Source organism: Duganella sp. CF402 (genome assembly GCF_900109645.1).
Taxonomy (GTDB): Bacteria; Pseudomonadota; Gammaproteobacteria; order Burkholderiales; family Burkholderiaceae_D; genus Rugamonas.
This window is the reverse complement of sequence record NZ_FOBG01000001.1, coordinates 1,467,672-1,494,169: the sequence shown is the minus strand read 5'-3', so window position 1 is coordinate 1,494,169 and position 26,498 is coordinate 1,467,672. Positions and strand designations below refer to the sequence as shown.

The following is a 26,498-nucleotide window of genomic DNA, read 5'->3' as shown; positions in this document are numbered from 1 at the left end:
CGGATTCAAGGAGCCGCCGAAAGCCGCACGCGCAGGCGGCGGTTCAGGCGGAGCGCCTTGATATCGGCGCCAAATGCTTCCTCGATCAGGCGGGCTTTGAGTCCGGTCGCTTCGGCCTCCTTCAACGCCCGCTCGATGATGGGACGGTAGCTGGCGACCGATGCGTTCAGATAGTAAGCAAAGTCAGCGCTGTATTCTACTAGCAGGTGCTGTTCCACCACCAGCTCGGGATGCGTGCGTGCTTCTTCCATCACTTCAATAACGCCGCGCGGCAGGTAGTCGACGTTGCGGTTTTTCGCCGCCACCATCGCGTAAATCGTGCTCCACGGTGCGGCGTGCTCGTACAGCGGCAGGCCCGCAGCCTTCCATACCCTGGTGTCACCCCAGCCGGCGCCGAAGCCGGCGATCAAGCCGGTACGCTTCAGCTCAGCCACCGTCTGGACTTGTGCGAAAACATTAGCGTCGGCCTGGCGGATCAACAGCACGCGCTGGCCGATCAGGCCATTGGTCAGGGCGTTGCGCACCGCGACCAGCTGTGCGTTGCTGTCTTTTTCCTTCGATTGCATGCCGTAGAACAGATTGATGTCGCCTTTTTCCAGCATCCACCACATGCGGCGGGCCGGAATGTCCTTGACGTAGTGGATGCGGTAAGGCTGGTGAATCAGCTTCAACGATTCTTCCAGCAGGCGGATAAAGTAGTCGGCACGTCCATCGGACACCACCGCGATGCGCAGTTCAAGCGGCGCCGCTGTCGGCGCTGATGCCGATGAGAACGGCGCCAGGAGTATGCAGGCAAGAAAGCAGATGAACCGCAACATGACAGCCAATTCGGCAAGAAGACAGGTTGGCTAGCCTAACACAGCTTGGCTGAGGAAGACGGACGCCAGCCCGCTAAACCATGAAATAAGTTGCTGAAAAGCATGTTAAAAATATTACTCTCGCCGACAATTGTGATGTAAAATGGCAATCACTGTTGTTTAATGGATATTAAAAGGATGCTCACCATGAAAAAAGTAATTGCCGCCAGCTTGCTGGCCTTCGCTGCAGCAGGCGCCAGCGCCGCCGAATTGGTGAGCAACGGTGGTTTTGAAGACGGTAGCGCCGGCTGGGGCTCGACCCAGACCGTCGGTTTCGCACCGATCTCGGCCTACATCAATTGCTGCGGCATCGATGGCAGCGGCTATCCCGCCGCCAATGGCGTGGCGGCAGCGTTCTTCGGCTGGGGCCAGCAAGCGGGCGGCACCATCTTCCAGGACCTGGCTACGGTGGCCGGCCTGACGTATACCGTGAACTTCTCGTACGGCGCCATCTCCGGCAACGCACTGCAGACCATGACGGTGGAGGCATCGGATGGCCAATCGCTGCTGGGTTCGCTGGACGTCAGCGCCTATGGCACCACTAATCAAGCGGCCCTGGTGTCGCCGTATTCGTTCACCTTCATCGCCAACAGCAGCAGCACCCACCTGCTGTTCCGCGACACCAGCCTGAACACGAACAACACCGATGCGCTGGTCGACAACGTCAGCGTGATGGCCGCCGTGCCGGAACCAGAAACCTACGCCATGCTGATGGCGGGCCTGGGCCTGATCGGCTTCGCAGCGCGCCGCCGCAAAGCCTGATTCGCTTTACATCGCAGGATAAGAAAGGCCGGCGCCTCAACGAGGCGCCGGCCTTTTTTTGTTATTGACGTTGTAGTGGCCGGTTTGTAGTATCGAATGCATGAGACGATACCGGTACGCCATTGCAGTCAGTCTGCTGTTCGCCACGGTCGCCGCCCAAAGCACGCAGGCGGCCGAGGTGACGCTGTACGTGATGCAGGTGCCGCCGCTGACGCTCAACAGTCCCGGCCGTTATGGCATCGCCGGCGATCTGGCGCTGGCGGCCATCAAGCGCGCAGGCTATGACGCCAGGATTATCGTCGTGCCCAACAACCGGGCGATGGCGATGGTGCAGGGCGGCGACGCGCGCGACACCCTGATCATCCCGCTGGCGCGGTTGAAAGAGCGCGAGCCGCACTACACCTGGATCGCCCCGGTCGCCAAAGTCAACCGCACGTTTTTCGCGCTCGACCGTAGTGTGGCCAGCTTTGACGAGGCGCGTTCGGCCTTTCGCGTGATCGGGGTGGCGCGCGGCACCGCCGGCGTTCACATCCTCCAGGAACAGGGCTTTGCGGCGCACCAGATCTATGAAATCAACGACAACGACATCGCCCCGCGCATGTTGCTGGCCCAGCGTTTCGACGCCTGGTACGGACCGACCTTGCAGTTTCGCGAGTGGCTGCGTGACGCCGACCCGCAACACCGGATCAAGGCCAGCACCTCGCTGGGCGCCACCCTCAACTACATGGCCTGCTCGAAAATCTGCGACCCGGTCATGGTCACCCGCCTTGCCGATGCCGTCGACAAGCTAACCCGCGACGGCACGGCCAAGGCGATCGAAGCCCGTTACAGCCGTAGCGAGTAGCCTGTCTGCCTAAAAACTACGGGCTGCTTACCACCACAGCGCGTAGACTGCCACCAGGATCACGCCAATGATGGCTGCGCCGGCCGCGAAGCCAGGGCTGACACGGAACAGGGCGCGGTCGATTTCCAGGCCCTTGTCTTCCTTGTGGCCGCGCTGCTCGGCCAGTTTGCTGATCAGCACCATGCCGGCCACCACCACGAAGAACACGATGAACATGCGGTCGAGGAATGGAATCTCGACCACGCCGCTGGCCGTGGCCTTGGCAAAGCCGAACGGGATCAGCCACGACAGGTCGGTCATCTGCGGCAGGAACTTCAGGATCACGGAGCCCACCAGGCCGCCGACGGTGGCGAACATGGCCGCGCCCGAGGTGGTTTTCTTCCAGAAGAAGCCCATCAGGAACATGGCCAGGATGCCTGGCGACACGAAGCCGGTGTATTCCTGGATGTACTGGAAGCCGCCTTGCTTGTCGATGCCCAGCAGCGGCGCGATCAGCACGGCCAGCAGCATGGCGACCACCACGGTCAGGCGGCCGGTCCACACCAGGCTTTGCTCGCTGGCGTTCTTGTGGAAGCGCTGCTTGTAGATGTCCAGCGTGAAGATGGTGGCGATACTGTTGGCCTTGCCGGCCAGCGAAGCGACCACGGCAGCGGTCAGGGCGGCAAACGCCACGCCTTTCAGGCCCGATGGCAGCAGACCCAGCAGGATAGGGTAGGCGCGGTCAGGATTCAGCTCGCCGCCCTGGCGCATGGCGTCGCCCAGCATGCCGGAACGGTCCAGCGCAAACGCGGCGATACCTGGCAGTACCACGATCACCGGCATCAGCAGTTTCAGGAAGGCGGCAAACAGCAGGCCCTTGCGTGCGGTCGGCAGGTCGGCGCCCAGCGCGCGCTGGGTGATGTACTGGTTGCAGCCCCAGTAGTTGAGGTTGACGATCCACATGCCGCCCAGCAGGATGGACAGGCCCGGCAGGTCCATGTAGTTGGCGTTGTCGCGGGTCAGCACCATGTCGAAATGATCGCGGGTGCTCTTGTACAGCTCGGACAGGCCTTGCAGCGCGCCGTGGCCGTTGGCCAGCGAGGCCACCAGGTCCAGCGCCAGCCAGGTCGTGACCAGGCCGCCGACCACCAGGCAGGCCACCTGCACCACGTCGGTATAACCGATCACCTTCATGCCGCCCAGCGTGATGATGGCGGCGAACACGGCCAGGAACAGCATGCACGGCAGCAGGGCGATGCCCGACAGGCTGGAAATCGCCAGCGCGCCCAGGTACAGGATCGAGGTCAGGTTGACCACCACGTACAGGCCCAGCCAGAACAGCGCCATCGTGGTGGCGACCGCCTTGCCGTAGCGCTGCTCGAGGAATTGCGGCATGGTGTAAATGTGGTGTTTAAGATACACCGGCATGAAGAACACGGCCACAATCACCAGCGTGGCGGCGGCCATCAGCTCGTACACGGCGATCGCCATGCCGATGCGGTAGCCGGAACCGCTCATGCCGATGAACTGTTCGGCCGAAATATTGGAGGCGATCAGGGAGGCGCCGATGGCCCACCAGGTCAGCGAGCCTTCCGCCAGGAAGTAATCGTGGGAGGCCAGGCCGGAGCTGGCCTGGCGCCGCCGATAGACCCAGATGCCGTAGCCGGCCACCAGGACAAAATACACCAGGAAAACGATGGAATCGAGTGTGGAAAATGCGGTCATGAATAGTGTCTCTTCTATCTCGGAATAAAGGTTGCGGCTGGCATTATCGCGCAGGAATCACCGTGCCAGCGCAGCTTCGCGAGAATCATTGCCGGGTTTGTTTAATTTCGTAATAAAAAACGCCGCCGGGGCTTTGCGGGCCACGGCGGCGGCGGGGGTGTTACAGCTTAGAACGAGTACTGTGCCAGCAGGGTGTAGCGCGGACCGCTCATGAACACCTGGCGGGTGAACTCACCCGAGTGCTGTTGCATGATCTGGCGCGTGTACGAGTTGGTCAGGTTGGTGCCTTCCAGGCCGACACGGAACTTGTCCGTGAAGTCGTAGAAGATCGACGCATCCACCTGGCCATACGCAGCCTGGTACAGCGGCAGGCCGAAGGCCTGGTCGTTGTTGGTGGTCGGGATCAGGAAGCGGCCCGCACCGGAGTCCGGATTGGTGTTCAGGCCGTTGTTGCCCCGGCTGCCCCACTGGTTCACGCCCAGCAGGTAGCGCGAGCGCCAGTTGTAGGCCAGGCGCATCGACAGGCCGTGCTGCTCGTACATGATCGCGAAGTTGACGGTGTTGCGCGACAGGCCCTGCAGCGGGGTCTTGCCGAACGCGCGGCCGTCGGTATCGCAGCCATTGATGCTCAGGTTGAAGTTGGACGAGGCGTCGTTACCCGAGCACCATGCTTCGAACACCGGTTTCTTCAGGGTGCGCTCGCTATCCACGTAGGTCCAGCTGGCCTGGGTGCCGATACCGCGCAGCCAGTCCGGCACGAAGTCGTAGTACTGCTGGTGAGCGATCTCGAAACCGCGGGCGTAGCCGTTGGCGCCATTGACCGGGCCGGTGACCACGAAGGTTTGCGGCTTGCCGGCGACATCTTTCGCAGTGTACGAATAATTCTGCGTCATGATGATGTCTTTGAGGTCCTTGTTGAACGCCGAGAAGGTCAGCGAACCGGCCTTGGCAAAGTACCATTCGGCGGTCAGGTCGACGTTGGTCGACATGGTCGGCTTCAGCAGCGGGTTGCCGTCGCTGGTGCCGGTCAGGCTGGTGCCGTCGAAGCGCACGCCGGTGGTGTTGCCGGCCGCATCCTTGGTGACCGTCTGCAGGTGCTGGGCGCTCAGCGTGGTTTGCACCTGCAGCTGGTTGAAGTCCGGACGCGACATGCCACGGGCCACGGCAAAGCGGAACTGCAGCTGGTCGGTGGCCTTCAGGCGCAGGTTCAGGCTCGGCAGCCAGTTGTCGTAGGAGTTCTTGTACGACTGCGCTTCGGCAAAGCCGGCAATGTTGATCAGCTTGTCCTGGCCGGTCACGGCGGCGCCGGCCGGAATGGTCGGCGTGGTCGGCGGCGTGAACGAGACGTAGCCGCTGCCCGAGCCGTTGGTCTTCACGTAGCGCAGGCCGACGTTGCCGTCGACCGGATACTTGAGGTCATCCCAGCCGAAGCGCAGTTGGCCGTAGGCCGCATGGGTACGCTCGTTCTGCTTGTTGGTGGCAGCCGGATCGTTGAAGGTCGCCGGCTTCCACGTATCGCAGGTGCCCCAGCCCTGGGCGGCCGACTGCTCCGCGCACAGCACGTCGTGGTAAGCGTGGATCTTGCTCCACTGGTCCGGGAAGCCGCGCACGGTGGCCTCGTCGGCAAACAGCATCGGTGGCAGGTTGTATTTACCGCCGAAGAAGTTGTCGATGGTCTGCAGCGAAGCGCCGCCGGCGAAGCGCGGATCGTTCAGGCGTGCCACGTGCGGGATCTGCCAGCCTTCCATCCACGGGAAGGTAATGCCCTGCCAGTTGTAGAACTTCTGGGCCTTGTTGTTGACGCCTTCGCGGTCGGTGAAGCGCACGCCAAAGCGGACGTCGCGCAGCACCGGATCGTCGAACGAGTACTTGAAGTCCGACTTCCACGCCTTCTGGGTGGCCTTGGCGCGGTCCAGTGCTTCCTGGGTGTAGGCCCAGTAGTAGTTTTTCGCATCGGCCATGTAGGCCGCCGAACCGAGGCTGATCTGCGGCACGCTGCCGGTCATGTCCATCGTCTGGTTCGGCAGGATGAAGCCGGTCGAGACGTCGGCGTCGAAGCCCTCGGTGGTCGAGCGCACGTGCTGGAAGTCATTGGTCCAGGTCAGGGACGGCGACACGCGCCATTGCACGTTCAGCGACAGGTCGCGGGTGCCGGATTCACGGGTGTTGATGCGCTGCGAGCTGTTGAACGGCGAGCCGCCATAGGTCGGGTTCGAGATGGTGCCGCTCTGGAACGCGCCATTCTTGTCGAACACCGCGTTGGAGCTGGCCACCTGCTGGTACCACTTGTCTTCGGACGAGGCCACCACGTGCTCGTCGAGGTCTTCCTTGTACTTGGTCTTGAAGTAGGTCAGCGACGCGGTCAGGTCCTTGTTCGGACGCCACTGGAAGGCGGCGTAGTCGCCGCGGCGGGTACGGTCGAAGTCCTGCGAGCGATAGCCGACGCCGAGCGGAATCCACTGAGTCTTGGAGCGGTCGTACAGGGCCGGGTCGGTCGAGTTCACGTGCGGGAAGTACGGATCGACGCCGACGCCGTCGGAGCGGCTCGGGCTCTTGGCGTGGGCGATATCGATCAGGGCGCCGAACTCGCCGAGGTCGGTGGCCCAGCGGTTCGACAGCAGGATGGTGCCGGTCGGCGAAGGCTTGCCCTTGCGCAGGGTGGAATACGATTCCGATACGCCCATCACGCCCTTGAAGCCCTTGTAGTCGAACGGCAGGGCGGTGCGCAGGTTGACCAGCGCGGCCACCGCGCCTTCCACCTGTTCGGCGGACGGATTCTTGTAGACGTCGACACCGGCCATCAGCTCAGGCGCCACGTCGGCGAAGCCGAGCGAGCGGCCGCCACCGGCCGAGAACGCATCGCGGCCGTTGATTTCGGAACGCACATAGGTCAGGCCGCGCACCGAGACGCCGGAGCCTTCGACCGACTGGCGGTTCGGGTCGCCCGCCATATTGCGGTCGATGGTGACGCCGGCGATACGCTGCAGCACCTCGGTCACCGAGCGGTCCGGCAGCTTGCCGATGTCTTCGGCGACGATCGAGTCGACCACTTCATCGGCGTCTTGTTTCAGTTTTTGTGCGGATTGCAGCGCGGCGCGCTGGCCGCTCACCACCACCACCGGTCCGGTGGCAGTAGTATCAGTGGTCTGGGCCCAGGCCGGGCTGGCGTGCAGCACGACAATTTGTGCAACCGCTGCGGCGATTGCTGTTTTTTGTAACTTGCTCAATTTGTCTCCCCCCTAAAGGTGTTTTCTTTTACTGCTGATAACGTTTTCATAAGCGCTTGTCGAATCGTTTTTGCCTCCATCAGTTTTTTAATCAGGTAATTGGTGTCAGGCGGCGGCCCGGGATGCGGCCTTGGCCGCTGCGGCCTGGTTGGCGACAAAGACCCCGTGGTCCGGCATCCGCGCTGCGGCCTTGGCGATCATGTCGCGCAGTTCGGCAAAGTGGCCGTGCACCGCGCGGATATCGACGCGGTCGGCCAGCGGGTCGTAGCGTTTCGGCGTCACGCCCAGGCCCATCATCATGGCGACGAAGGACGGCTCGGCGAAGCCGGCGCGGTCGAGGATGGCCACCCGTCCGGTGGCGCGGAACAGCTCGATCTGGTGCTGCAGCGAGTCGGGGATCGCCATGTGGGCGCAATGGCGCCAGAATTCGGTGTCGTCGCGCCGGGTCAGCTTGTAGTGCAGCACGATGAAGTCGCGCACCGATTCATAACGGATGCCCATGAAACGGTTGAATTCATCGGCCAGGTGCGGGCTGCAGTCGCGGTCCGGGAACAGTTCCAGCAGCTTGCCGACCGCCGTTTCGATCAGGTTGATGCTGGTCGATTCCAGCGGTTCGACGAAGCCGGCCGACAGGCCGATCGCCACCACGTTCTTGTCCCACGATTTGCGGCGGCGGCCGGTGACGAAGCGGATCTGGCGCGGCTCGTCGAGCGCTTCGCCGTCGAGCGCGCCCAGCAGCACGTCGCGCGCGCGCGCGTCGCTGGTGAAGTTGTTGCTGTAGACGTAGCCGTTGCCGGTGCGGTGCTGCAGCGGAATGCGCCAGGTCCAGCCGGCTTCCTGCGCGGTCGAGCGGGTGAACGGCGTCAGCTGCGGCGCCGAGGCGCATGGCACGGCCAGCGCGCTGTTGCACGGCAGGTAGTTGCTCCAGTCCTCGTAGCCGGCTTTCAGCGCGCCTTCGATCAGCAGGCCGCGGAAGCCCGAGCAATCGACGAACAGGTCGCCTTCGACGCGGCGGCCGTCGCGCAGCTTCACGGCGCGGACGAAACCGTTTTCAGGATGCTGCTCGACATCGACGATCATGCCCTCGATGCGGTTGACGCCGCGCGCTACCGCATAATCACGCAGATAGTGGGCGTACAGGCTGGCGTCGAAATGGAAACCGTAGGAATAGGCGTCAGTCATGCCGGGCGTGTCTTCGTTGGGCGGCACGAACTTGTTCTCGCGCGCCATGACCGAGGCCAGCGACCAGTTCTCGATCTCCGGCATCTGATTGAATTCCTTGGCCAGGCGCAGCCAGTGGTGGTGCGCGCTAATACCGGCCAGCGGCGGACCGAAATCGCCGAACTGATGGAAGAAGCGGTTGCCGAGGTGGCCCCAATCCTTGAATTCGATACCGAGCTTGAAGCTGGCCTGGGTCTTGGCGACGAAGTCGGCGCCATCAAGTCCCAGCGCCTTGTTGTAGACGCGGATAGTGGGCAGGGTCGCCTCGCCGACGCCAATGGTGCCGATCTCGGGCGATTCGATCAGGGTGATCTCGCACGGTTGGGTCGGATGGCGCGCCAGGCGCTGGGCCAGCGGGGCCGCCGTCATCCAGCCGGCCGTGCCGCCACCGACGATAACTATCCTGCGGATCCCACCGCCATGCGTTTCATTGTTCAATTACTTGTCTCCCGCGTATTTTTTATATGTCCGGCAACTGGTATCAACTGGTGTCGGTAATCGCAAAATTATCATTAATGCGAGCACCGAACAAATAATTCTTTTGCAAATGTCGCTGTTTAACCGCAAAAGCTAAACAGTGGATTGGCAAATTCGCAACATTTTAACTGGCATGAATACTGCTTTGCAAGGCACGGACCGGCCTGCAGGCCCCGCTTTGGTGCGGCTGGCCGCCTATTTGACCAACTTTGGACCCGCTAATGCAGAATGACCAGGGCAATTTGTGCCCGCAGTGTGCCACCGCCGTGCAGCACGACGCCATCGACTCCCTGGCCGGGCTGGGGCGCTGGTCGCTGGCGCGCGGCGCGCGGCACTTGTGCTTGTCGGCCACGGCCATGCGCCTGCTGGGTATGGAGCCGGGCGACGCGGGGCCGTGGAGCGAGCGGGTGGTGCCCGAAGACCGGCAGGCGGTGGATACGGCGCTGGCGGCGCTGGACGGCAGCGAGGCGGCGGTCAGCTGCGAGTTCCGGCTGGTGGAGCGCGAGCAGGGCGTGCGCTGGCTGCGCCTGCAGTCAGTGGCGGCCGGTCGGCAGCCGGTGGTGCATGGCATGCTGACCGATATCACCATGCTCAAGCGCGCCGCGCTGCGCGAGCGTTTCAATTTCGCCTTGACCCAGTACCTGATCGGCACCGATACGCTGGACGAGGCGGTCTACAAGATCATCCATCTGGTGTGCGAGGAGTTGGGCTGGGAGTGGGGCGCGTTCTGGGCGCTGGACCGCAGCGGCGAGGCCGACGTGCTGCGCTGCCGACACATCTGGCACAAGCCCGACCGCGACTATGCGCCGCTGCGCAGCGCCGCCGCCATGCTGGTGGTGGAGCCGGGCCAGGGTGTGGTGGGCCAGACCTGGCGCAGCGGCCAGTCGCTCTGGGTCGACGCCAGCGCCGCCGCGAGCGATGTCGCGCGGGTGCGGGCGGCGGCCCACTGCGGCCTGCAGTCGGGGTTCTTCTTCCCGGTGACCTATGTCGGCGCCGACGGCCGCCTGCACAGCGTGGGCGTGCTGGAATTCTTCAGCGCCGAGCCGCGCCAGCGCGAGGCGCAGTTGCCCGGCCTGGCCGAATCGATCAGCGCGCTGATCGCGCAAGCCGGCCAGCGCATGGTGCAGCAGGAACGCGTGCGGGTGCTGGCCCAGACCGACGAGATGACCGGCCTGTACAACCGCGCCCATTTCCACGCGCTGCTGGACGCGGCCTGCGCGCGCGGCGAACGCTTCGGCCTGCTGTACATCGACCTCGATCAGTTCAAGCCCATCAATGACGGCTTTGGCCATGCGGCCGGCAATCTGGTGCTGTGCCAGTTTGCCGAGCGTTTGCGGCAGCTGGCGCCGGCCGGCGCCAGCGTGGCGCGCCTCGGCGGCGATGAATTCGCGTTGATGACGCCGCCCGGCGCCGACCAGCAGTCGCTTGACGCGCTGGCCGCCGCCATCCTCGATGCCGCCCGCGCGCGCTTCAACTATCTCGGACATGATTTGTCGGTATCGGCCAGCATTGGCGTCAGCCTGTTCCCGCTGCACGGCGCCGATACCGCCCAGCTGCTGCATGCGGCCGACGCCGCCATGTACCAGAGCAAGCGCAACGGCCGCAACCTGGCCAGCTATTTCGGCAACGAGAGCGACAGCCAGCAGCGCGTGGTCGCGGCGCAATTGCTGATGCTGTCGGCCTTGCAGGACGCCTTGCAGCGCAACGAGTTCTTTGTCGAGTACCAGCCGATCCGCGACCTGCAAAGCGACCGCGTGGTGGGGCTGGAAGCGCTGATCCGCTGGCGCAGGGCCGACGGCAGCATCGTGCCGCCGGACCAGTTCGTCCCGGTGGCCGAGCAGAGCCGGCTGATCGTCTACATCGGCCGCTGGGTGATCGAGCAGGTGTGCCGCGATCTGCCGCTGCTGCAGGCGGCCGGCCTGCCGGACGTTCAGGTGCACGTCAACATGGCCGCGCCGGAATTCCTCGACGACGATTTGCCGCACGAGCTGATGGCCATCGTCGATGCGGCCGGCGTCGATCCGGCGCGGATCTGCCTCGAACTGACCGAAGGCGTGATCATGCGCCGCATCGACAAGACCCTGCCCATCATGCGCGAGCTGGTGCGGCTGGGCTTTGAAATCAGCCTCGACGATTTCGGCATGGGCTATTCCTCGCTGTCGCTGCTGAAGACCCTGCCGATCAGTTCGATCAAGATCGACCGCGTGTTCCTGCAGGGCGTGCCGCACAACCGCAACGACTGCGCCATCGTCCGCACCATCATCGACCTGGGCCTCAACATGCAGTTGCGCATCATCGCGGAGGGCGTGGAATGCGATGCGCAACTGGGCTTCCTGCGGCAGTTCGACTGCACTCAGGTGCAAGGCTATCTGTCCGGGCGGCCGACGGAGCTGGCCGGGCTGCTGGCCCGCCACGGCGTGTCGGCAAATTTGACACTGGCGCGCCGCTTGCCGGCGCAGCTCGCGCCAAGCCACTGATTTCAAAGCAAGCGCAGCACATGGCACGAGAGATGCGACAGGCCGTCGCGTATCTGCCCTGTGCGGATTCCTGTTCGTTGAGAAAGGATATCGTATGCGCATTTTCCTATCGTTGCTGCTGGCGTCGCTGCTGCTGGCCGTCAGCCTACCGAGCAACGCCTTCTGCCCCAAGAACGGTTTCGTTTGTTTCATCACGTCCAAGTCGGCCGGCAGCCTGACCCACCAGGACATCACCCAGCGCGGCATCGAGGAACTCGACAAGCGCTACTTCGCCGTGCCCAAGCTGACCGCGTCGATGCAAAAAGCGCTCGACCAGATCATCGAGGCCGACGCCAAGGTCGACGAAGACCAGACCAGCTCGGCCAAGCACTTCGACGGCGAGAACGCCGCCGGCGCGCAGCTGCGGCTGGCTACGCTCAAGCAAAACATCCTCGATGCCTTGCGCAGCGACCCGATCAACGCCACCGGCGCGCGTGACAACCTCGGGAGCGCGCTGCACACCATCCAGGACTTTTATTCGCACAGCAACTGGGTGGAGCAGGGCAATAGCAGCGCCCATCCGGGCGTGGGCCGGCCCGGTGCGCTGGCCTTCGCCGGCCCTACCACGCCGACCTGCTCGGGCTTCACCGACACCGGGCTGACCTGCGCCAATTCGTCCAACCTGGTCGGCTCGCTGCTGACCAGCGGCTACTACGGCGGCGAAGACCGCGTCAAGCCGGGCGCCTTCAAGTGCAGCCACGGCGGGCCGCTGGACAAGAGTTCGCCGTCCAGCGATCCGGTCGGCTACTTCCGTGAAGGCATCAACAAGGACACGCTGTACTGCGACATTTCGCCGCACAGCAGCTTCCACAGCACGGCGGCGGCCGCCGCCATCGCCGGCACCCAGCAATTCGTCGAAGACATCAAGGCCGAGATCACGCCGGCCCAGCTGAAGGCGCTGCTGGGCGCCGGGCCGACGCTGGCGTTTGCCATCGACACCACCGGCAGCATGGGCGGCATCATTGCCGGCGTGCGCGCTTCGGCCACCAGCATCGTCGACGCGCGGCTGGGCACGGACGAGGAACCGCTGCAATACGTGCTGGCGCCGTTCAACGACCCCGGCACCGGGCCGACCACGGCCACCAACGACGCCGGGTTGTTCAAGTCCTTCATCGGCGGCCTGTTCGCCACGGGCGGCGGCGATTGCCCCGAACTGGCGATGACCGGCATGTACAACGGCCTGTCGCTGGCCGATCCCGGCGGCGACCTGTTCATGTACACCGACGCCACCGCCAAGGACGCCGGACTGGCGGGCGCGGTGATCAGCCTGGCCAAGAGCAAGGACATCAAGATTTATCCGATCCTGTTCGGCAGCTGCTCGCCGCTGACGCCGGGCTTTCTGCAAGCGGCGGCCGAGACTGGCGGACAGGTGTTCTTCCTGTTCGGCGGCGAGGCCGGCACGGTTACCGAGCTGGCCGATCTGGTGGCGCGCAACAACGTGGTGCAGATCCTGTCGGTGGTCGACACCTACAGCAGCGCCAAGAGCTACACGGTGCCGGTCGACACCAGCCTGACCCGCCTGACGGTGTCGGTCAGCGGCACCCAGGCCGGCGTGCGGCCGGTCGTCACGCTGACGCGGCCCGATGGCGTGGTGGTCACGGCGGCCACCGCCACCAAGTACCTGAGCCTGTCGAGCGGCGTCATCATCTCGGTCGACAGTCCGTTGCGCGGCGCGTGGACGCTGTCGGTCAGCGGCTCCAGCGACCAGACCTATGTGAACGTGAACGGCGTCGCCGACCTGGCCTTCAACTCCTTCAAGCTGGCGCGCTTCGGCGCCATGCCGCCGCACCAGGGCTTGATGACCATTGACGGCGAGCCGGGTCCGGGCCAGCCGCTGTATGCGATCGCGGCGCTGAGCGGCATCGCCAGCGCGCCGCAGTTCCAGCTGCGCCGCAAGAACCTCAGCGCATTGGGGCCGCTGGCGCTGGAGCAGGACCAGACCGACAACGGCAAATACTTTGGTGCGCTGACCATTCCCAACGAGCCGTTCGTGGTCTACGCCACCGGCAACGACAGCTCGGGCTACCCGTACCAGCGGCTGGTGAGCGTGATGGTGACGCCGCAAACCGTGGCGGTCATTGCGCCGTCGCGGCAGGACTTGCGGCCCGGCGTCAGCACCACGCTGGTGTACCAGGTGCGCAATGACGGTCCGGCCGACACCTTCACCATCAGCGCCACTGACGACCGGCATTACATCACTTCCGTGTCGCCGACCACGCTGACACTGGCGAGCGGCGCCAGCGCCAATGTCACCGTCACGCTGACGCCGCCACCGGGCGCCGTCATCGGCAGTGCGGACAGCCTGACCGTCAGCGCGCAAAGCACCAGCGTGGCCTCGCTGCACAACAGCGCCTCGCTGACCGTGCTGGTGAGCGGCGTGGCGCAAGCGCCGGGGCGGCCGGACCTGATCGCCGACATCATCGGTCAGGAGAGCGTGGCGCCCGGCGTGATCGGGCTGGACGTGCGCTTCACCAATACCGGCATCGGCACGGCGCGCGATATGCGCCTCGGTTCGCTGACGCTGCGCACGCTGGCAGGCACCGGTGTGGTCACGCTCAACACCGCGCTGTCGCCGGCGCTGCCGTTCGTGACGCCGAATGTGGACGTGGGCAGCTTCTTCACTGTGCGGCTGACGTTCAACCTGCCGACCACCGTCAAGCGCTTCAGCGTCAGCGAGAACGGCAGTGTGACCGACCTGGCCGGCGTCAGCTACGCCTACTCGCAAGCCCAATCCGTGATACCGAAATGAGGAGCCCCATCATGAAACACCGATACTTGCGGACCCTGCTGGTCCTGTTATTGAGCATGCTGTCGCTGGGCGCGCACGCGCTGCCGTTCACCTTCACGTTCGCTGCCGGTCCGGCCGGCGGCGCGGTCAGCGGACTGCCCGGCCAGACCGTCGGCTGGGGCTACCAGCTGGTCAACACCGACAGCAGCAACTGGTTTGTGCCGACCCAGCTGAATGTTTCGTCGTTCAGTCTTGGGGTGCCGGACGCCAGTTACTTCGACTTCCCCATCCTCGCACCGGGCGCCAGCGTCGACGCCGCCTTCGACGCGCTGTTGCACACCGGCCTGTATGGAGTGCAGATCTTCCCGTTCGCGCTGGCGGGGCAGAGCGACAGCGGCCTGTTTACCGTGTCAGGAGAATGGTGGAGTGGCGACCCGCTGGCCGGCGGCATCTTCCTGCAAGCGGCCGATGGCGTGCAGGCCGCCTACTCGTTGACGGTGGCGGCGGCAGCCTTGCCGCTGCCGGGCAGCTTGCCGTTGCTGGCGCTGGGCGCCGCGCTACTGCTGGCCCGACAGCGCCGCCGCCAGGAAGGCGCGCATGCCAGCATCGGACTCGGCTGACGGGCTGGCCGGCAGCAGCTTCATGTAGCGGCCCGGGCCGGTGCGGCCCAGCAGCTTGAATTCCTTGCCGGCGTATTCGGTGGGCCGCAGCTGCAACACTGCCAGTTGCGCGCCCGGTCCGTGCGCGGTGATGTGGATCAGGAACTGGCAGCTGTATTGCCGGTCCTCGGCAGGCCAGAAGTAATCGATGTCGGGCGTGACCAGCAGGTCGTGCCGGCGTTGTGCGGCGGGCAGGGCCAGCCACGCGCGCAAGTCCGGCGCGGCAGGCGGCAGGGCCAGGTCGGCGTCGGGTGGAAACAGCTGACTGCCGAAGGGCAGGGCCATGCGGTAGCGCCGCCGCAACTCATTGTGTGGCGCGATCTGCTGGACTGCGCGCAGCACCGCTTGCTGCGCCTGCGCCGGCGGCAGGCTCACGGCCAGCGCGGCTGCCATCACCGGAGAGCAGGCGATCAGGAAGGCGCAGCCAGCCGCGCCGGAGCGCCATTTCCCCATGCGTCACAAGAATCGGCCGAACGTGAGGAAGATCCATGCCACCACAATCACCACGATGCCGGCGATGGTCATGCACGACCAGGTGAAAAAGCAGGCCGACAGCACGGTAGCCTGCAAGCCGCGTTCGCACAGGAAGCCCAGCCCGAAGTCGAAGGTGGCCAGCACGCTCCAGCGTCGCATGTAAATCGGCAGGTAGCGGGACATGTAGATGTTGTGCTGGAGCGCGGCGTGGCGTTCGAACAGGTTGCGCGCCGCGCTGACATCGCGGAACAGCCAGTCGAAGAAGAGGAAGCGGTACAGCAGGGTGCGGAACGGCAGGGCGGCTGGCTCCTGCGCTGGATGCTCTTGTTCAGGCTTTAATGTTTCAGTCATCTTAAGCACTCCCGGTGGTGTGTGCTGGCGTCCGAATGCTTAGCATATACGGAACGGATGGCGGCCTCAAGTGACTTGGATCAAGCCACCTGCATACACCGCCACGATAACCGATTAATGACTTACTTGCTTACTTACTTGCTTGCTTTGCTCCGGCGGCGCGCCAGGCCGGCGAGCATGCCCAGGCCGCTGAACAGCATCGCGTAGGTTTGCGGTTCCGGCACCGAGGACACCAGCGTCAGCGAGGTCAGCGCGCCGTTGGCGCCGAGCATGGTGTGGCTGTCCTTGGCCGTGTACAGGTAGTAAAAACTGGTTTGGTTGAAGGCGCTGGCGTCGATCGCGCCGGGAATCGCGTCGCTCGAAAGCGCGGTGCCGGTGCGGTCGAAGAAATCCACCGCCATCAGTTGCGTGGCCGCCGCATTTTCCGAGGTATTGCCGATCGCCAGGCTATCGCCGCCGCCCAGGAGGGCCGCGTTGTTGGACACTTGCACCATCGTGTTGTTGGCGGTGGCGTCGTGCAGGGCCAGGTTGTGGCTGAAGGTGCCTGCGCTCAGGGAATTGCTGGCGCCGCTGGCGGCATACACCGGGCCAACGCCGAAGTTGCCGAACTGCGCGGTTTCGGTGTCGTAGCTGAAATGGCCGTACACCACATCGCCGACCGACAGGGCATCGCCCGCCAGCGTGCTGGAGTTGACCATGCCGCCGGTGCCGGTGACGGGCGAGAACTCCAGCATTTCCTGGATGGTGACGGTGAAGTCATATTCAAAAACGGTGGCCTGGGCCGAACCACACAGCGCAGCACTTGCAAGCAACATCCCCAGAGTTTTCATTTCGGCACCTATCGTTAGTATTCTTGCAGCTTACAACAATGGAAACTGAATTGTCAATGTGAAATCTCTAGAATGCAACGTCTATTGCTCTATGTTAATTCTCCGCTAGGGGAGGCGAACACGCGCCAGCACCGGAAAGTGATCGGACGGATAGCGGGCGTCGATGGAATCGCTCAGTACCGCGTAGCGCAGCACCTGCCACTGCGGGCTGAGGAAGATGTAGTCGATGCGTTCCTGCGCAGGACGGCTGGTGTCGAACGCGTTGAAGGTCGCTTCCGGGCCGTAGGGCGGCTGCTGGCTGACGGCGCGGGCGTCGTGCAACGCGGCGCTGATGATGGCGACGGCCTCGCTGTCCGGCGTGCTGTTGAAATCGCCCATCACGATCAGCGGCAGCGGTCCGGCCAGTGAGCGTCCGCGCGCCAGCAGCAAACGCGCCGATTCGCGCCGCGCCACCACGCCTTCATGATCGAAATGCGCGTTCAGCGCCAAGAACGCTTGACCGCTGGTTTTGTCGCGCAGGCGCGCCCAGCTGGCGATACGCTTGCAGCAGCGGCCGTCCCAGCCTTTTGATGGCGTGCCGGGAGTTTCGCTGAGCCAGAAGTCGCCATGAGCTTCCAATGCGAAGCGCGCATGCCGGTAAAAAATGGCGGCGTGTTCGCCGGCTTGCTTGCCGTCGTCGCGGCCGGCGCCGACGTGGGCGTATTCGTCCAGCGCTTCCAGATCGGTCAACTGATTGGCCAGCGCTTCCTGCGTGCCCCACAGATCGAAGCCGTGATAGCGCACCAGCGCACGCACTGCATCGCGCCGTTCGCTCCACGTATTCTTGCCGTCCTTCGGGGTATCCAGGCGGAGATTGTAGGTGGCCACGTTCAGCTCCGCCTGCGCCGCTGCTAGCGGCATGGCCAGCAACAGCAGCACGGGGAGGAGGCGGCGCATTGGCTGGCGTCAGGCGCGGCGTGCCGCCTGGCGTTCTTCGCTGTGGCCGGCCGGCTCGATGGCCTGCGATTTTTTCAGCACCAGGCTGGCGCCTGGCTTGCCCTTGGCGCCGCCTTGCGGCGGCAGCTTGAACACTTCCAGTGCCTTGGCCACGGCCTGTGTCTGCATGTCCAGCACGCCGGTGGCGACGGCGGCTTCTTCCACCATCTGCGCGTTCTGGCGCGTAACTTCATCCAGCTGCATGATGGCGTCCTGCACCTGATGCACGCCGTTGTTCTGCTCGCGGGTGGAGCCGCTGATGTCGCCCATGATGGACGCCACCCGGCCGATGGCTGCGATCACCGCCTGCATGTCCTCGCCGGCCGCGCTGGCCATGCCCGCGCCGATCTCGATCTTGCCGGCCGAGGTATCGATCAGCGCCTTGATCTCCTTGGCCGCCGCTGCGCTGCGCTGGGCCAGGTTGCGCACCTCGCTGGCCACCACCGCAAAGCCACGGCCGCTTTCGCCGGCGCGCGCCGCTTCCACCGCCGCGTTCAGCGACAGGATGTTGGTCTGGAACGCGATGCCGTCGATCAGGCTGATGATGTCAACAATCTTGCGCGAAGACTGGCTGATGTCGTTCATCGCCGCCACCACCTGCGTCACGGCCACGCCGGTGCGTTCGGCCAGCGCCGTCGCCTCGCTGGCCACGCCGCTGGCGGTGTTGACGTTGTCGGCGGTCTGGCCGACCATGCCGGTGATCTGGCCCATGTGGGCCGAGGTCTGCTCGAGGTTGGCGGCCTGCGCTTCGGTGCGCGCCGACAGCTCGCTATTGGCCGCGCCCACTTGCGTGGTGGTGCTGCGGGTCAGGCTGAAGTTGCTGCGGATATCGACCAGGATCGACGCCAGGTTCAGGTTCAGCTGGCGCACAAACGCTTGCAGCTGGCCCAGTTCATCGTGACGGTCGACCGCCATGCGGGTGGTCAGATCGCCGCCGGCCAAAATGCGGGTGGCGCTGATGCTGGACTTGATCGGCTCGACGATGGCCACATGCAGGTTGCGCCAGCTGTACAGGGCCAGTGCGGCGACCAGCAGTGCCATGCCGATCAGCGTGCTGTCGGCAAAATCGAACAGCGCATGGCTGGCGATCGCCAGCGCCAGCAGCGCCATGCTGCCAAAGCTCAGCGCCAGCCGCTGCGCCAGCGTGATGTCGCGCAGCGCGTTGCGGAGCTTGCCCCAGCCGCGCGCCGCTTCGGCGCCACGCACGATGCGCACGCCATCCGGATTGTTGCCCTTGAGCGTGCGGTACAGCTGCGCCGCCTGCTCGATCTGCTCACGCTTGGGTTTGGTGCAAACGGACATGAAGCCGGTGTTCTTGCCGCCTTCCATCACCGGCGTGACGTTGGCGATGCACCAGAAATAGCCGCCGTCCTTGCCGCTGTACTTGACCAGCCCGCGCCACGGTTCGCCCGACTGCACCGTGCGCCACATGTCGGCGTCGACTTCGGGCGGCATGTCGGAATGGTAGAGCGTGCTTTGTAGTTTGCCGGTCAGTTCCTGATCAGTGTAACCGCTGGCCGCCGTGAAGGTGGAGTTGACGTAGGTAAGGCGGCCCTTCAAGTCAGTGGTGGTGACGATGGGCTTGCCGTCTTCAAGAACGGTTTCGTGGCCGTGCATGTACTGTCCTATGCAAATGAAATGTGGCTTGCATACTAACAGATTTAAATGTCAACTAATTCCGTGAAGTATGTTTTTTGCATAGGAACAACAGCTGAACAACAATTACCAGTCGGTACGCAGACGTAGCATGGCGAACGGCTGGGTGCGGGTGATGTTGTGCTCGGTGAAATCGAGGCTGGCGTAGCGGTCATTGCCGCTGTAATGCGCGCGGTCGTAGGTGACGGTGCGGCTGGCGAGGTTGTTCAACTCCAGCGTCAGCGTCATGTTGGCGGCAGGGCGGTAGTTGATGTAAGCGCGGGCCCAGCCGCTGCCGCTGCTGGTGTCGCGCTCGGCCACTTGCCAGTTGTCGCTGTTCCAGCCGTTGTCGAGCGAGAAGCCCCAGTTGGCGCGCTGCTGCGGCAAGTCCTGCGAGAACTCGACCCGCCACGCCAGCGGCTGCTCGCCGGACAGGCGGCGGCCGGTCTGCGTGGCCGGATCGTTCACCGACGACGAGCGCCAGGTGGTCGACAGCTTGAGCAAACCTTGTGGCAGCGCCCAGCCGTCGGTCGGCAGGTTCAGCATGCCGGTGACGGCGTCGGTATTGGCATCGCCGATATTGCCGGCCGTGTCGTAGGTGGCGGTGGCGGTGCGGATCGGCATGCGGTCGATCACATCGCTGATGTGCGCCTGCGTGTAGCTCAGCGTGGCCGCGCCGCGCTCCCAGAAACGGTACTCGACCGCGCTTTCGCACAGCCAGGTCTTGGCCGGCACCAGATCGGGCAGATTGGCGCGCAGCGTCTTGTCGGCCATGCCGAAGTAGCCAGCATTGTCGTAGAAACCGAACTGGCTGACTTCGCGTTCCAGGCGCAAGCGCAGCTGCAATGCCTGCGAAGGCGACAGCGACAGGCGCAGGCGCGGCTTCTGATACACGTAGGACTTGCCATCCTGCTGGCCGGCGCTGGTGCTCAGGCTGGAATGTTCGATGCGCAGGCCGGCTTCGGCATTGAGCGAGCGATCCAGCTGCCAGGCCGACGACAGCTGGCCTTCGGTGCGCGATTCCTGGATCCACGCGCCGACGCCGGGCGTGGCCGGCGACTGCGCGTTGGGCTGCCAGGTGTTGGTGGAATCGTTGGCGTTGACCGTGTGTTCGATGCCGGTGCGGATCGTGATGCCATCGCGCGCCTGCCAGGTCAGCTGGCCGGCCACGACTTGCTCGCTGGCCGAGGTGTTGGTGACCGAGTGCGCGGTGCCGCTGCTGGTGGCATTGCCCCAGTCCGAATCAACTTCGGAACTGCGATGGACCAGCTTGAGATCCATGCTGGTGCTGGGCGACAGGTCGCGGGTGTAAGCCAGGCCTTGTTCCACTGTGCGGCCGGCGTTGTCGTTCAGGTTCACAGACGGATTTGTGCCGTCGAAGCGGATCTGCGATTGATAAGCCCACGGATTGACCGCGCCGTTGACGGTCAACTGGCCGTCCAGCAGGTCCTGCCCGTAGTTGACCCGGACCGACTTGCTTTCATTGATGCCGCTGCCCGAAACGGTCACCTCCGTCGCCGGCGAGCCGTTGGCATATTCGGTGATGCGCGAGCCGGTGCCTTGGCCGGTATCGGGCGCGCGGCGCCAGCCGACCGTGACGTTGATGCTCTTGTCGCCGCGCTTCAGGCTGTAATTACCGTCGAACGTGGGCTCCAGGCTGCCATCCGGCATCACCGTGCTGGACACCGTGGTGGACGCGGCCACCAGGTCGATCGGCTTGAGCGTGACATTGGCGATGGTCGGATAGCCCTGCATGTCGATGCCAGGCGCGCCACCGTTGATGACTTCAATGCGTTCGACGCCGACGACCGGAATCCGGCCCAGCACATCCGACAGCGATTCGGTCTTGGAAGCAGGGCGCTTGCCGTTGATGAGGACATTTCCCGGCTGGCCGCGGCCCACATTCCCGCCTTCGAAGACGAAGCCGGGCAGGCGGTTGACCATATCCATTGCGCTGTTGGACTGAAACTGGTTGAAGTATTCCGGCGCAAACGACTGCGCGCCAGCCTGCCCAGCGGCAGCCAGCGCACAAACAAGCAAAACTGCCCGGCGAATGGATCGGAAATCACTCATCCCGACATTGTGCAATGAACATCAGCCGACCGCAACAATAATACTGTCAGATTTCGGCAATGCTGTTCTATAGCGACCGCGAGAGGCCAGAAAATTCGCTGTGGATTTCATTCGCCACCATCTAGCCGCCATTCGTCCATGATAAATCGCCATTGGTCGGATAGCCTGCCGAATGCCAATGCTGCGGCTCTAAAGTAAGCATATTGCCATCGCATAGAAGATGGCGACACTTACTGAGGATATATCATGCGAACCAAATTCTTTGCAGCGTTATTGGGCTGCTGCGTATTCACCGCCGCCATCGCATCCGACCGGCAAATGCTCACTACCGACTTACAGGATTTTAAAGGTCAATACGACTTGGCCGGCGGCTGCTCGCTAAAGATCACACAACGTGGCCATCGGCTCATTATGCAATTGGAGAATCAAGCTGAAGCCGAAATTGTGGCAATCGGCTCCGCAGCGTTCGTGACTAAATCTGGGGACGTAAGGCTTGAATTCGTTCAGTATCCAAATGGGAACGTGCCAGCGGTGCGCTTGATTGATATCTCCGGTACAAGTCAGCATAAATGCCCCCTTGTACCGAAGACCTGATCAGTCAAGATTGAGCGCTTTGGCGACGTCTTCCCAGGCCACATACTTGAAGTTTTGCGGGCCGTCTGGGAGGCGTTTGTAGCCGTCCTGGATGACCAGCATGCCCTTCGCATAGGCGCCGCCGAAGTTGGCGGAGCTGACTTCCAGGCCGTCAGTCTCCGAGGTGCCGTCAATGCCGGCGGCCAGGTTGTAGCCGACCCGGAAGCTGCCGCGCACGCGGTAGGGCGCTTGCGCGTCCAGCACCAGGTAGCTGTTATCGCCCTGGCTGGACACCACCAGATAGCTGGCCTTGGCGCCTTGGTACAGGCCCATGCCTTCGACGTCGGCCACCAGTTGCGGGCCGACTGGCATCACCATCGTCAGCCTGGCCGGGGCGTCGCCGCGTGCCGATACGGTCCACACGCCGCGCTTTTCTTCGCCAAGGAACAGGCGCTGGTTGCGGTCGTCCACCACGCAGCCTTCCGGCTGGCTGCCGACCTTGAAGCGGCGCAGCAACTTGCCGGTCATGGCCTCGGCACTGCCTTCGATGCGGTATTGCAGGAAGCTGCCGTCCTTGTCGTTGATGAAGGCTTCCAGGCCGCCGTCCGCTGGGCGGTACAGACACATGCCGTAGATGTTATCCAGGCCGGTGGCGAAGGCGCCGGCTGGTGTGACCACGCCATTGGCGGCGATGGTGAACAGCATCACGCTGTTGTCGTCGCGCTGGGTGGCCACGGCCAGGTCCAGCTTGTTGCCGCCAACTGTCACGTCCTGCCGTACGTCGACGTTGTTGAGGCGGCCGACTTCCAGCAGCTGCAATTCCTTGCCGTCCAGGTTGTAGACCAGCAGGCCTTGCTTCTTGTTGGTGCCGAGGATGCGCGCGCCCGCCGGATCGGAAGGATTGCGCCAGATGGCGGGATCGTCAGCGGCATCGCCTGTGCGCGCCACCGGCTCGGTCTGGCCGCGAGGCACGACGATGGCTTTGGCGCTGTCGGCAGCCGACGTGCGGGCCGAAGCCGGGGCCGGCCACGGCCGCACCACGACTTCACCTTTGCGCTCGGTGCCGCCGCGTTTCAGCAGCTTGCGCTCGGGGGCGCCTTCGGCCTCGGCGTTGTACGCCCACAGGCCGACCGAATTCTCGTTGACCAGCAACTGATGCGCCGCATCGTCGGCGCGGCAGTGCTTGGTGTGCGGCGGCAGCGCCAGCTTGCGCACCAGCTGGCGCTGGTCGCCATGCATCAGCCATTGCTCGGCCTGGCCATCCTTGCCGATCACGAACAGGTGATCGATCTGCTGTGCGTCGCGGTACAGGCAAGTGCTCTCGATGCCGAACGGCGGCGCCGGGAAGGGCGCTTGGGTGGCCAGTGTGCCGGCCTGCCAATCCACCAACACCGGCAGCACTTGCTCGGCATTGGCGTCCATCACCACCGCCAGCGCACCGCTGCCTTGCGCCCGCAGGTCCAGATGCTTGGCGCGCACCTTCAATCGAGCGCGTTCCTTGCCGCCCGCATCCAGCAGATGCAGGCCTTGCTTGTCGACGCTGAGCCAGCCGCCATCCGGCAGCGCGGCCAGTTCGCTGGCCTTGGCGGCCAGACCCGGCAGCGCGGTGGCGGCGTGGGCCAGCGCTGCGCAGGAGGCCAGTGCAGCCAGCAGAATACTATTCAGCGCGCGCATCAGAACAGGCTCACTTTCAGGCTGAGTTTGTAGGTCCGGCCATACTGCTCGTATTGCGCGTTGTAGGCCTTGCTGCCGAGGTAGACGTAGTATTTCTCGTTGTTCAGGTTGGCCGCTTCAAAGTTCAGCTGCACCTGCTTGCTCAACTGGTAGGAGGCCGAGAAGTCCACCTGCTTTTGCGCATCGACGATGCGATCCTGCTTGGCGTCCAGAATATCGTCGCCCATTTCGAGCAGGTATTCCGACTTATAGTTGACCGCCACGCGCGCGCTGAGCGGACCTTGCTCGTAGCCCAGCATCAGGTTCAGCACCTGGTCCGACTGGCCCGGCAGCTTGATGCTGCGGGAGCGCATGCGCTTGGCGTCGGTATCGTAACGGGCGACGTTGGCGTCCGAACGGGTCAGGCTGCCGTTGGCGCCGAAGATCAGGCGGTTGAACGGCGATGGCAGCATGCGCAGCGGCTGGTTGTACGACAGCTCGATGCCTTTCACGCTGGCCTTGTCGCCATTGGCGTAGGTGATGGCCGAGGTGTAGTTGGCCCACTGTCCGCTGCCGGCCAGGTTGGTGGTGTAGGTGAAGTTCTTGATGTCTTTGTGGAACACGTAGGCCGAGACCGCGCCGTCGTCGCCGAGGATGCGCTCGATGCCGAGGTCCAGGTTGGTCGACTTCAGCGGCGCCAGGTCCGGATTGCCGATGGTGGCTTCGGTATCGCTGGCCTGGCTGATGCCCGGCGCCAGCTGGTCGAAGTTGGCGCGCACCACCGAGTGCGTCCACGCGGCACGCACGCTGGTCTTGCCGTCCACGTCGTAGCGGGTTTGCAGGGCCGGCAGCCAGTTGGTGTAGGAGCGGTCGCGCTTGACGGCGCTGATGGTGCTGGCCTCTTCATCGACGCGCGAACCGGCCGCATCGAAGCGGGTGCGTTCGGCGCGCACGCCAGCCAGCACGTGCCAGGTGTCGAGGTCGATGCTGTGCTGCACATAGCCGGCGTCGATGTCCTCTTTCAGGCGGTAGTCGTCGATGGTGGAATCGGCCAGCACGCGGGCGTTGGCGCGGCTCAGGCCCGCCACCAGTGCCCGGATCGCAGCCGGGTTGATGGCGTTGCCGATGCGGCCCAGTTTGTAGTCGAGCTGGTCGGCGGTGACGTAGTCGCTCATCGCGGTGCTGGCGCTGCCGATCTGCTTGCTGCTGTAGGACCAGGCTTCGGTGTCGTTGGTCTTTTCGCGTCGGCTGGTCTTGGCGCCGAATTTCAGCGTGGCGCTGCCGTCGGCCAGCTCGAACTTGCGAGCCAGGTCGAATTGCAGGTGGTGTTCCTTGTCCTCGGCATAGCTTTGCTTGAGGGCGATCGAGTTGAGCTTGTAGTTGGCGGCGCTGTAGATCGCGTCCGGCGCGATCAGGTGTGGCGTCTCGGTGTTGCTGAAGCCGACACCGGCGAAGTCCTTGCTGCCACGGAAGCGCGCATCGTTGATCGATTCCGGCGCGTCGTCGCTGGAACGGCTAACGCCGCCGTTCAGGTCCAGCTTCCACTGGTTCCATTTCTGCTCGGTGCCCAGCACCAGCGATTTGATGGTCTGGGTGTACTTGCGCTGGCGCAGGCGACGCTCGCCGCGTGCGCTGGCGGTCTGGCCTTCGGCCACGCTGCCGCCGGCGATGTTGCTGATGGTCAGGCGGTCACGGACTTCATCGTCGCTGAAGTCGCTGATGAAGCTGCGCAGGAAGTATTTGCTGGCGTTGTCCGGGTGGTAGTCCAGATTGAGGGCGGCGGCGCGGCGTTCGCGGGTTGGCAGGTAGTCGCGGAATTCCACGCCTTCCAGCTTGCCGTTGTTCCAGGCGCCGCCAGTTTCCACGTTGTCCGAACCGAACTCGCGCTTCTCGTAGCTGATGCCGCCGGCCACGCCCAGTTTGCCGTCGAGGAAGCGATCGGCGAACAGCACGCTGCCGCTCGGGCTGGTCTTGCCGATGTTCTGGTCGCGGCTGGCGCCGATGGTGGCTGACAGCAGTTTGTTCGGCAGGTCGAAGCCGGTCAGAGTTTTGACTTCCACCGTGCCGCCCAGCGAGTTGGCGTCGTGGTCGGGCGTGAGGGTCTTGCTGACTTCCAGCGAGCGGATCAGGCCGGCCGGCAGCACGTCCAGCGCCACCGCGCGGCGGCCCGATTCCGGCGACGGCACCAGCGCACCGTTGATGGTGACGGCGTTCAAGTCCGGGCCGAGGCCGCGCACGCTGACGTAGCGGCCTTCGCCCTGATCGCGCTGGACGGCCACGCCCGGCAGGCGGGCCAGGGCTTCGGCGGCGTTCTTGTCCGGCAGGCCGCCGATGTCGTCGCTGCTGATGACGCTGACGATGTTGTCGGCTTTTTCTTGCGCGGCGATGGCGTTGCGCAGGCTGGCGCGCTGGCCGCTGACGACCACGCTGTTGGCGGCGGCGGCCAGTTCGGCGGTGTCGGCCGCTTCGCCGGCGTAGGCGTGGCCGGCCAGCATGGCCAGCACGCCGATGGTCAGGGCCGACAGGCGCGGTGCGGTGGTGTAGTGTGCAGTCGTATTCATTGGTGTCCGTTGGTGGAAGGGAGAACGGGGCGGATGATAGGCGGGCAATGTTTCAGTTACGTGACAGGCGAGGGCGCGGCAGGTGCGAAATAGCGCTCTAGCGTGAGAAATGAGCTTGAATGACCTGCGCCCGCTCGTCGTTCCGGCGAAGGCCGGAACCCATGCTGAGCGTGACGGGAGGCGGCCTATGGGCCGCAGCGGCGGACCGTCCGCCTTCGCCGGAAGTCATTTCCCCCAATGGGGGGAATGACGCGCTGTGAGCTGTTTTGACCTGTCTGGCCGCAGGTGTGGCAAATTTACCCATCGCCCCGCTTGTCACACGCTGGTCACAAAGCCCCGCTAAGCTGCGCCCGCACCCATCACGCCCAACGACAACCT

18 protein-coding genes are annotated in these 26,498 nt (G+C 64.3%); 6 read left to right on the top strand and 12 right to left on the bottom strand.

What is annotated here, in order from left to right; all coding sequences use genetic code 11:
* Window positions 1-5: 5 nt before the first annotated feature.
* On the bottom strand, window positions 6-818 hold the full coding sequence (locus tag BMZ70_RS06610) for a hypothetical protein (RefSeq protein WP_229205318.1): 813 nt from the start codon (window positions 816-818) through the stop codon (window positions 6-8).
* Window positions 819-1,004: 186 nt separating this feature from the next.
* Here BMZ70_RS06610 and BMZ70_RS27910 point away from each other — a divergent pair, with 186 nt between their 5' ends.
* Window positions 1,005-1,619 carry a PEP-CTERM sorting domain-containing protein gene (locus BMZ70_RS27910; RefSeq protein WP_165403511.1) on the top strand — a complete coding sequence of 205 codons (615 nt, stop codon included), beginning with the start codon at window positions 1,005-1,007 and terminating at the stop codon, window positions 1,617-1,619.
* Between the two features lie 100 nt (window positions 1,620-1,719).
* Window positions 1,720-2,463, top strand: coding sequence for a substrate-binding periplasmic protein (locus tag BMZ70_RS06600; protein ID WP_092271448.1), 744 nt, complete (start codon window positions 1,720-1,722; stop codon window positions 2,461-2,463).
* Window positions 2,464-2,490: 27 nt separating this feature from the next.
* Here BMZ70_RS06600 and BMZ70_RS06595 read toward each other — a convergent pair whose 3' ends face one another.
* From BMZ70_RS06595 to BMZ70_RS06585, 3 genes are all read right to left on the bottom strand, one after another.
* Window positions 2,491-4,167, bottom strand: a complete 1,677-nt coding sequence (locus BMZ70_RS06595) for a sodium:solute symporter family transporter (protein ID WP_092271446.1) — start codon at window positions 4,165-4,167, stop codon at window positions 2,491-2,493.
* A 167-nt stretch (window positions 4,168-4,334) separates the two neighbouring features.
* A complete protein-coding gene (locus BMZ70_RS06590) occupies window positions 4,335-7,394 on the bottom strand; it encodes a TonB-dependent receptor (protein ID WP_092271444.1) in 3,060 nt (1,019 codons plus the stop codon).
* Window positions 7,395-7,499: 105 nt separating this feature from the next.
* Window positions 7,500-9,053, bottom strand: a complete 1,554-nt coding sequence (locus BMZ70_RS06585) for a tryptophan halogenase family protein (protein WP_229205317.1) — start codon at window positions 9,051-9,053, stop codon at window positions 7,500-7,502.
* A 260-nt stretch (window positions 9,054-9,313) separates the two neighbouring features.
* Here BMZ70_RS06585 and BMZ70_RS06580 point away from each other — a divergent pair, with 260 nt between their 5' ends.
* From BMZ70_RS06580 to BMZ70_RS06570, 3 genes are all read left to right on the top strand, one after another.
* Entirely contained in the window at window positions 9,314-11,569 is a 2,256-nt protein-coding gene (locus BMZ70_RS06580) for a putative bifunctional diguanylate cyclase/phosphodiesterase (protein ID WP_092271442.1), read from the top strand.
* 94 nt (window positions 11,570-11,663) lie between these two features.
* Complete coding sequence (locus tag BMZ70_RS06575) at window positions 11,664-14,357, top strand: hypothetical protein (RefSeq protein ID WP_092271440.1); 2,694 nt, start codon at window positions 11,664-11,666, stop codon at window positions 14,355-14,357.
* An 11-nt stretch (window positions 14,358-14,368) separates the two neighbouring features.
* Entirely contained in the window at window positions 14,369-14,956 is a 588-nt protein-coding gene (locus tag BMZ70_RS06570; RefSeq protein ID WP_092271438.1) for a hypothetical protein, read from the top strand.
* On the opposite strand, the gene BMZ70_RS06565 is transcribed toward BMZ70_RS06570, so the two are convergent.
* From BMZ70_RS06565 to BMZ70_RS06540, 6 genes are all read right to left on the bottom strand, one after another.
* Window positions 14,894-15,448 carry a hypothetical protein gene (locus tag BMZ70_RS06565; protein ID WP_229205316.1) on the bottom strand — a complete coding sequence of 185 codons (555 nt, stop codon included), beginning with the start codon at window positions 15,446-15,448 and terminating at the stop codon, window positions 14,894-14,896. The two genes, BMZ70_RS06570 and BMZ70_RS06565, sit on opposite strands and share 63 nt — an antisense overlap.
* 3 nt (window positions 15,449-15,451) lie before the next feature.
* Window positions 15,452-15,820, bottom strand: coding sequence for a hypothetical protein (locus BMZ70_RS06560; RefSeq protein ID WP_092271436.1), 369 nt, complete (start codon window positions 15,818-15,820; stop codon window positions 15,452-15,454).
* A gap of 134 nt (window positions 15,821-15,954) precedes the next feature.
* Window positions 15,955-16,650 carry a PEP-CTERM sorting domain-containing protein gene (locus tag BMZ70_RS06555; protein WP_092271434.1) on the bottom strand — a complete coding sequence of 232 codons (696 nt, stop codon included), beginning with the start codon at window positions 16,648-16,650 and terminating at the stop codon, window positions 15,955-15,957.
* A gap of 105 nt (window positions 16,651-16,755) precedes the next feature.
* Window positions 16,756-17,586: an endonuclease/exonuclease/phosphatase family protein gene (locus BMZ70_RS06550; protein WP_092271432.1), complete on the bottom strand. Its 831-nt coding sequence runs from the start codon at window positions 17,584-17,586 to the stop codon at window positions 16,756-16,758.
* A gap of 9 nt (window positions 17,587-17,595) precedes the next feature.
* Entirely contained in the window at window positions 17,596-19,242 is a 1,647-nt protein-coding gene (locus BMZ70_RS06545; RefSeq protein WP_092271430.1) for a methyl-accepting chemotaxis protein, read from the bottom strand.
* 105 nt (window positions 19,243-19,347) lie between these two features.
* Window positions 19,348-21,300 carry a TonB-dependent receptor plug domain-containing protein gene (locus tag BMZ70_RS06540; RefSeq protein ID WP_130300884.1) on the bottom strand — a complete coding sequence of 651 codons (1,953 nt, stop codon included), beginning with the start codon at window positions 21,298-21,300 and terminating at the stop codon, window positions 19,348-19,350.
* A gap of 279 nt (window positions 21,301-21,579) precedes the next feature.
* Here BMZ70_RS06540 and BMZ70_RS06535 point away from each other — a divergent pair, with 279 nt between their 5' ends.
* Entirely contained in the window at window positions 21,580-21,927 is a 348-nt protein-coding gene (locus tag BMZ70_RS06535; protein WP_092271427.1) for a hypothetical protein, read from the top strand.
* Here BMZ70_RS06535 and BMZ70_RS06530 read toward each other — a convergent pair whose 3' ends face one another.
* Window positions 21,928-23,580 (bottom strand): phytase, encoded by a 1,653-nt coding sequence (locus BMZ70_RS06530; protein WP_092271425.1) that lies wholly within the window; start codon window positions 23,578-23,580, stop codon window positions 21,928-21,930.
* Window positions 23,580-26,120 (bottom strand): TonB-dependent receptor, encoded by a 2,541-nt coding sequence (locus BMZ70_RS06525; RefSeq protein ID WP_092271423.1) that lies wholly within the window; start codon window positions 26,118-26,120, stop codon window positions 23,580-23,582. The genes BMZ70_RS06530 and BMZ70_RS06525 overlap by 1 nt, the downstream gene beginning before the upstream one ends.
* Window positions 26,121-26,498 lie beyond the last annotated feature (378 nt).

What these genes read in the sequence shown, in the direction of transcription:
- BMZ70_RS06610 (WP_229205318.1), bottom strand. Translation starts at nt 818, where the DNA reads ATGTTGCGGTTCATCTGCTTTCTTGCCTGCATACTCCTGGCGCCGTTC.
- BMZ70_RS27910 (WP_165403511.1), top strand. Translation starts at nt 1,005, where the DNA reads ATGAAAAAAGTAATTGCCGCCAGCTTGCTGGCCTTCGCTGCAGCAGGC.
- BMZ70_RS06600 (WP_092271448.1), top strand. Translation starts at nt 1,720, where the DNA reads ATGAGACGATACCGGTACGCCATTGCAGTCAGTCTGCTGTTCGCCACG.
- BMZ70_RS06595 (WP_092271446.1), bottom strand. Translation starts at nt 4,167, where the DNA reads ATGACCGCATTTTCCACACTCGATTCCATCGTTTTCCTGGTGTATTTT.
- BMZ70_RS06580 (WP_092271442.1), top strand. Translation starts at nt 9,314, where the DNA reads ATGCAGAATGACCAGGGCAATTTGTGCCCGCAGTGTGCCACCGCCGTG.
- BMZ70_RS06575 (WP_092271440.1), top strand. Translation starts at nt 11,664, where the DNA reads ATGCGCATTTTCCTATCGTTGCTGCTGGCGTCGCTGCTGCTGGCCGTC.
- BMZ70_RS06570 (WP_092271438.1), top strand. Translation starts at nt 14,369, where the DNA reads ATGAAACACCGATACTTGCGGACCCTGCTGGTCCTGTTATTGAGCATG.
- BMZ70_RS06565 (WP_229205316.1), bottom strand. Translation starts at nt 15,448, where the DNA reads ATGGGGAAATGGCGCTCCGGCGCGGCTGGCTGCGCCTTCCTGATCGCC.
- BMZ70_RS06560 (WP_092271436.1), bottom strand. Translation starts at nt 15,820, where the DNA reads ATGACTGAAACATTAAAGCCTGAACAAGAGCATCCAGCGCAGGAGCCA.
- BMZ70_RS06555 (WP_092271434.1), bottom strand. Translation starts at nt 16,650, where the DNA reads ATGAAAACTCTGGGGATGTTGCTTGCAAGTGCTGCGCTGTGTGGTTCG.
- BMZ70_RS06550 (WP_092271432.1), bottom strand. Translation starts at nt 17,586, where the DNA reads ATGCGCCGCCTCCTCCCCGTGCTGCTGTTGCTGGCCATGCCGCTAGCA.
- BMZ70_RS06545 (WP_092271430.1), bottom strand. Translation starts at nt 19,242, where the DNA reads ATGCACGGCCACGAAACCGTTCTTGAAGACGGCAAGCCCATCGTCACC.
- BMZ70_RS06535 (WP_092271427.1), top strand. Translation starts at nt 21,580, where the DNA reads ATGCGAACCAAATTCTTTGCAGCGTTATTGGGCTGCTGCGTATTCACC.
- BMZ70_RS06530 (WP_092271425.1), bottom strand. Translation starts at nt 23,580, where the DNA reads ATGCGCGCGCTGAATAGTATTCTGCTGGCTGCACTGGCCTCCTGCGCA.
- BMZ70_RS06525 (WP_092271423.1), bottom strand. Translation starts at nt 26,120, where the DNA reads ATGAATACGACTGCACACTACACCACCGCACCGCGCCTGTCGGCCCTG.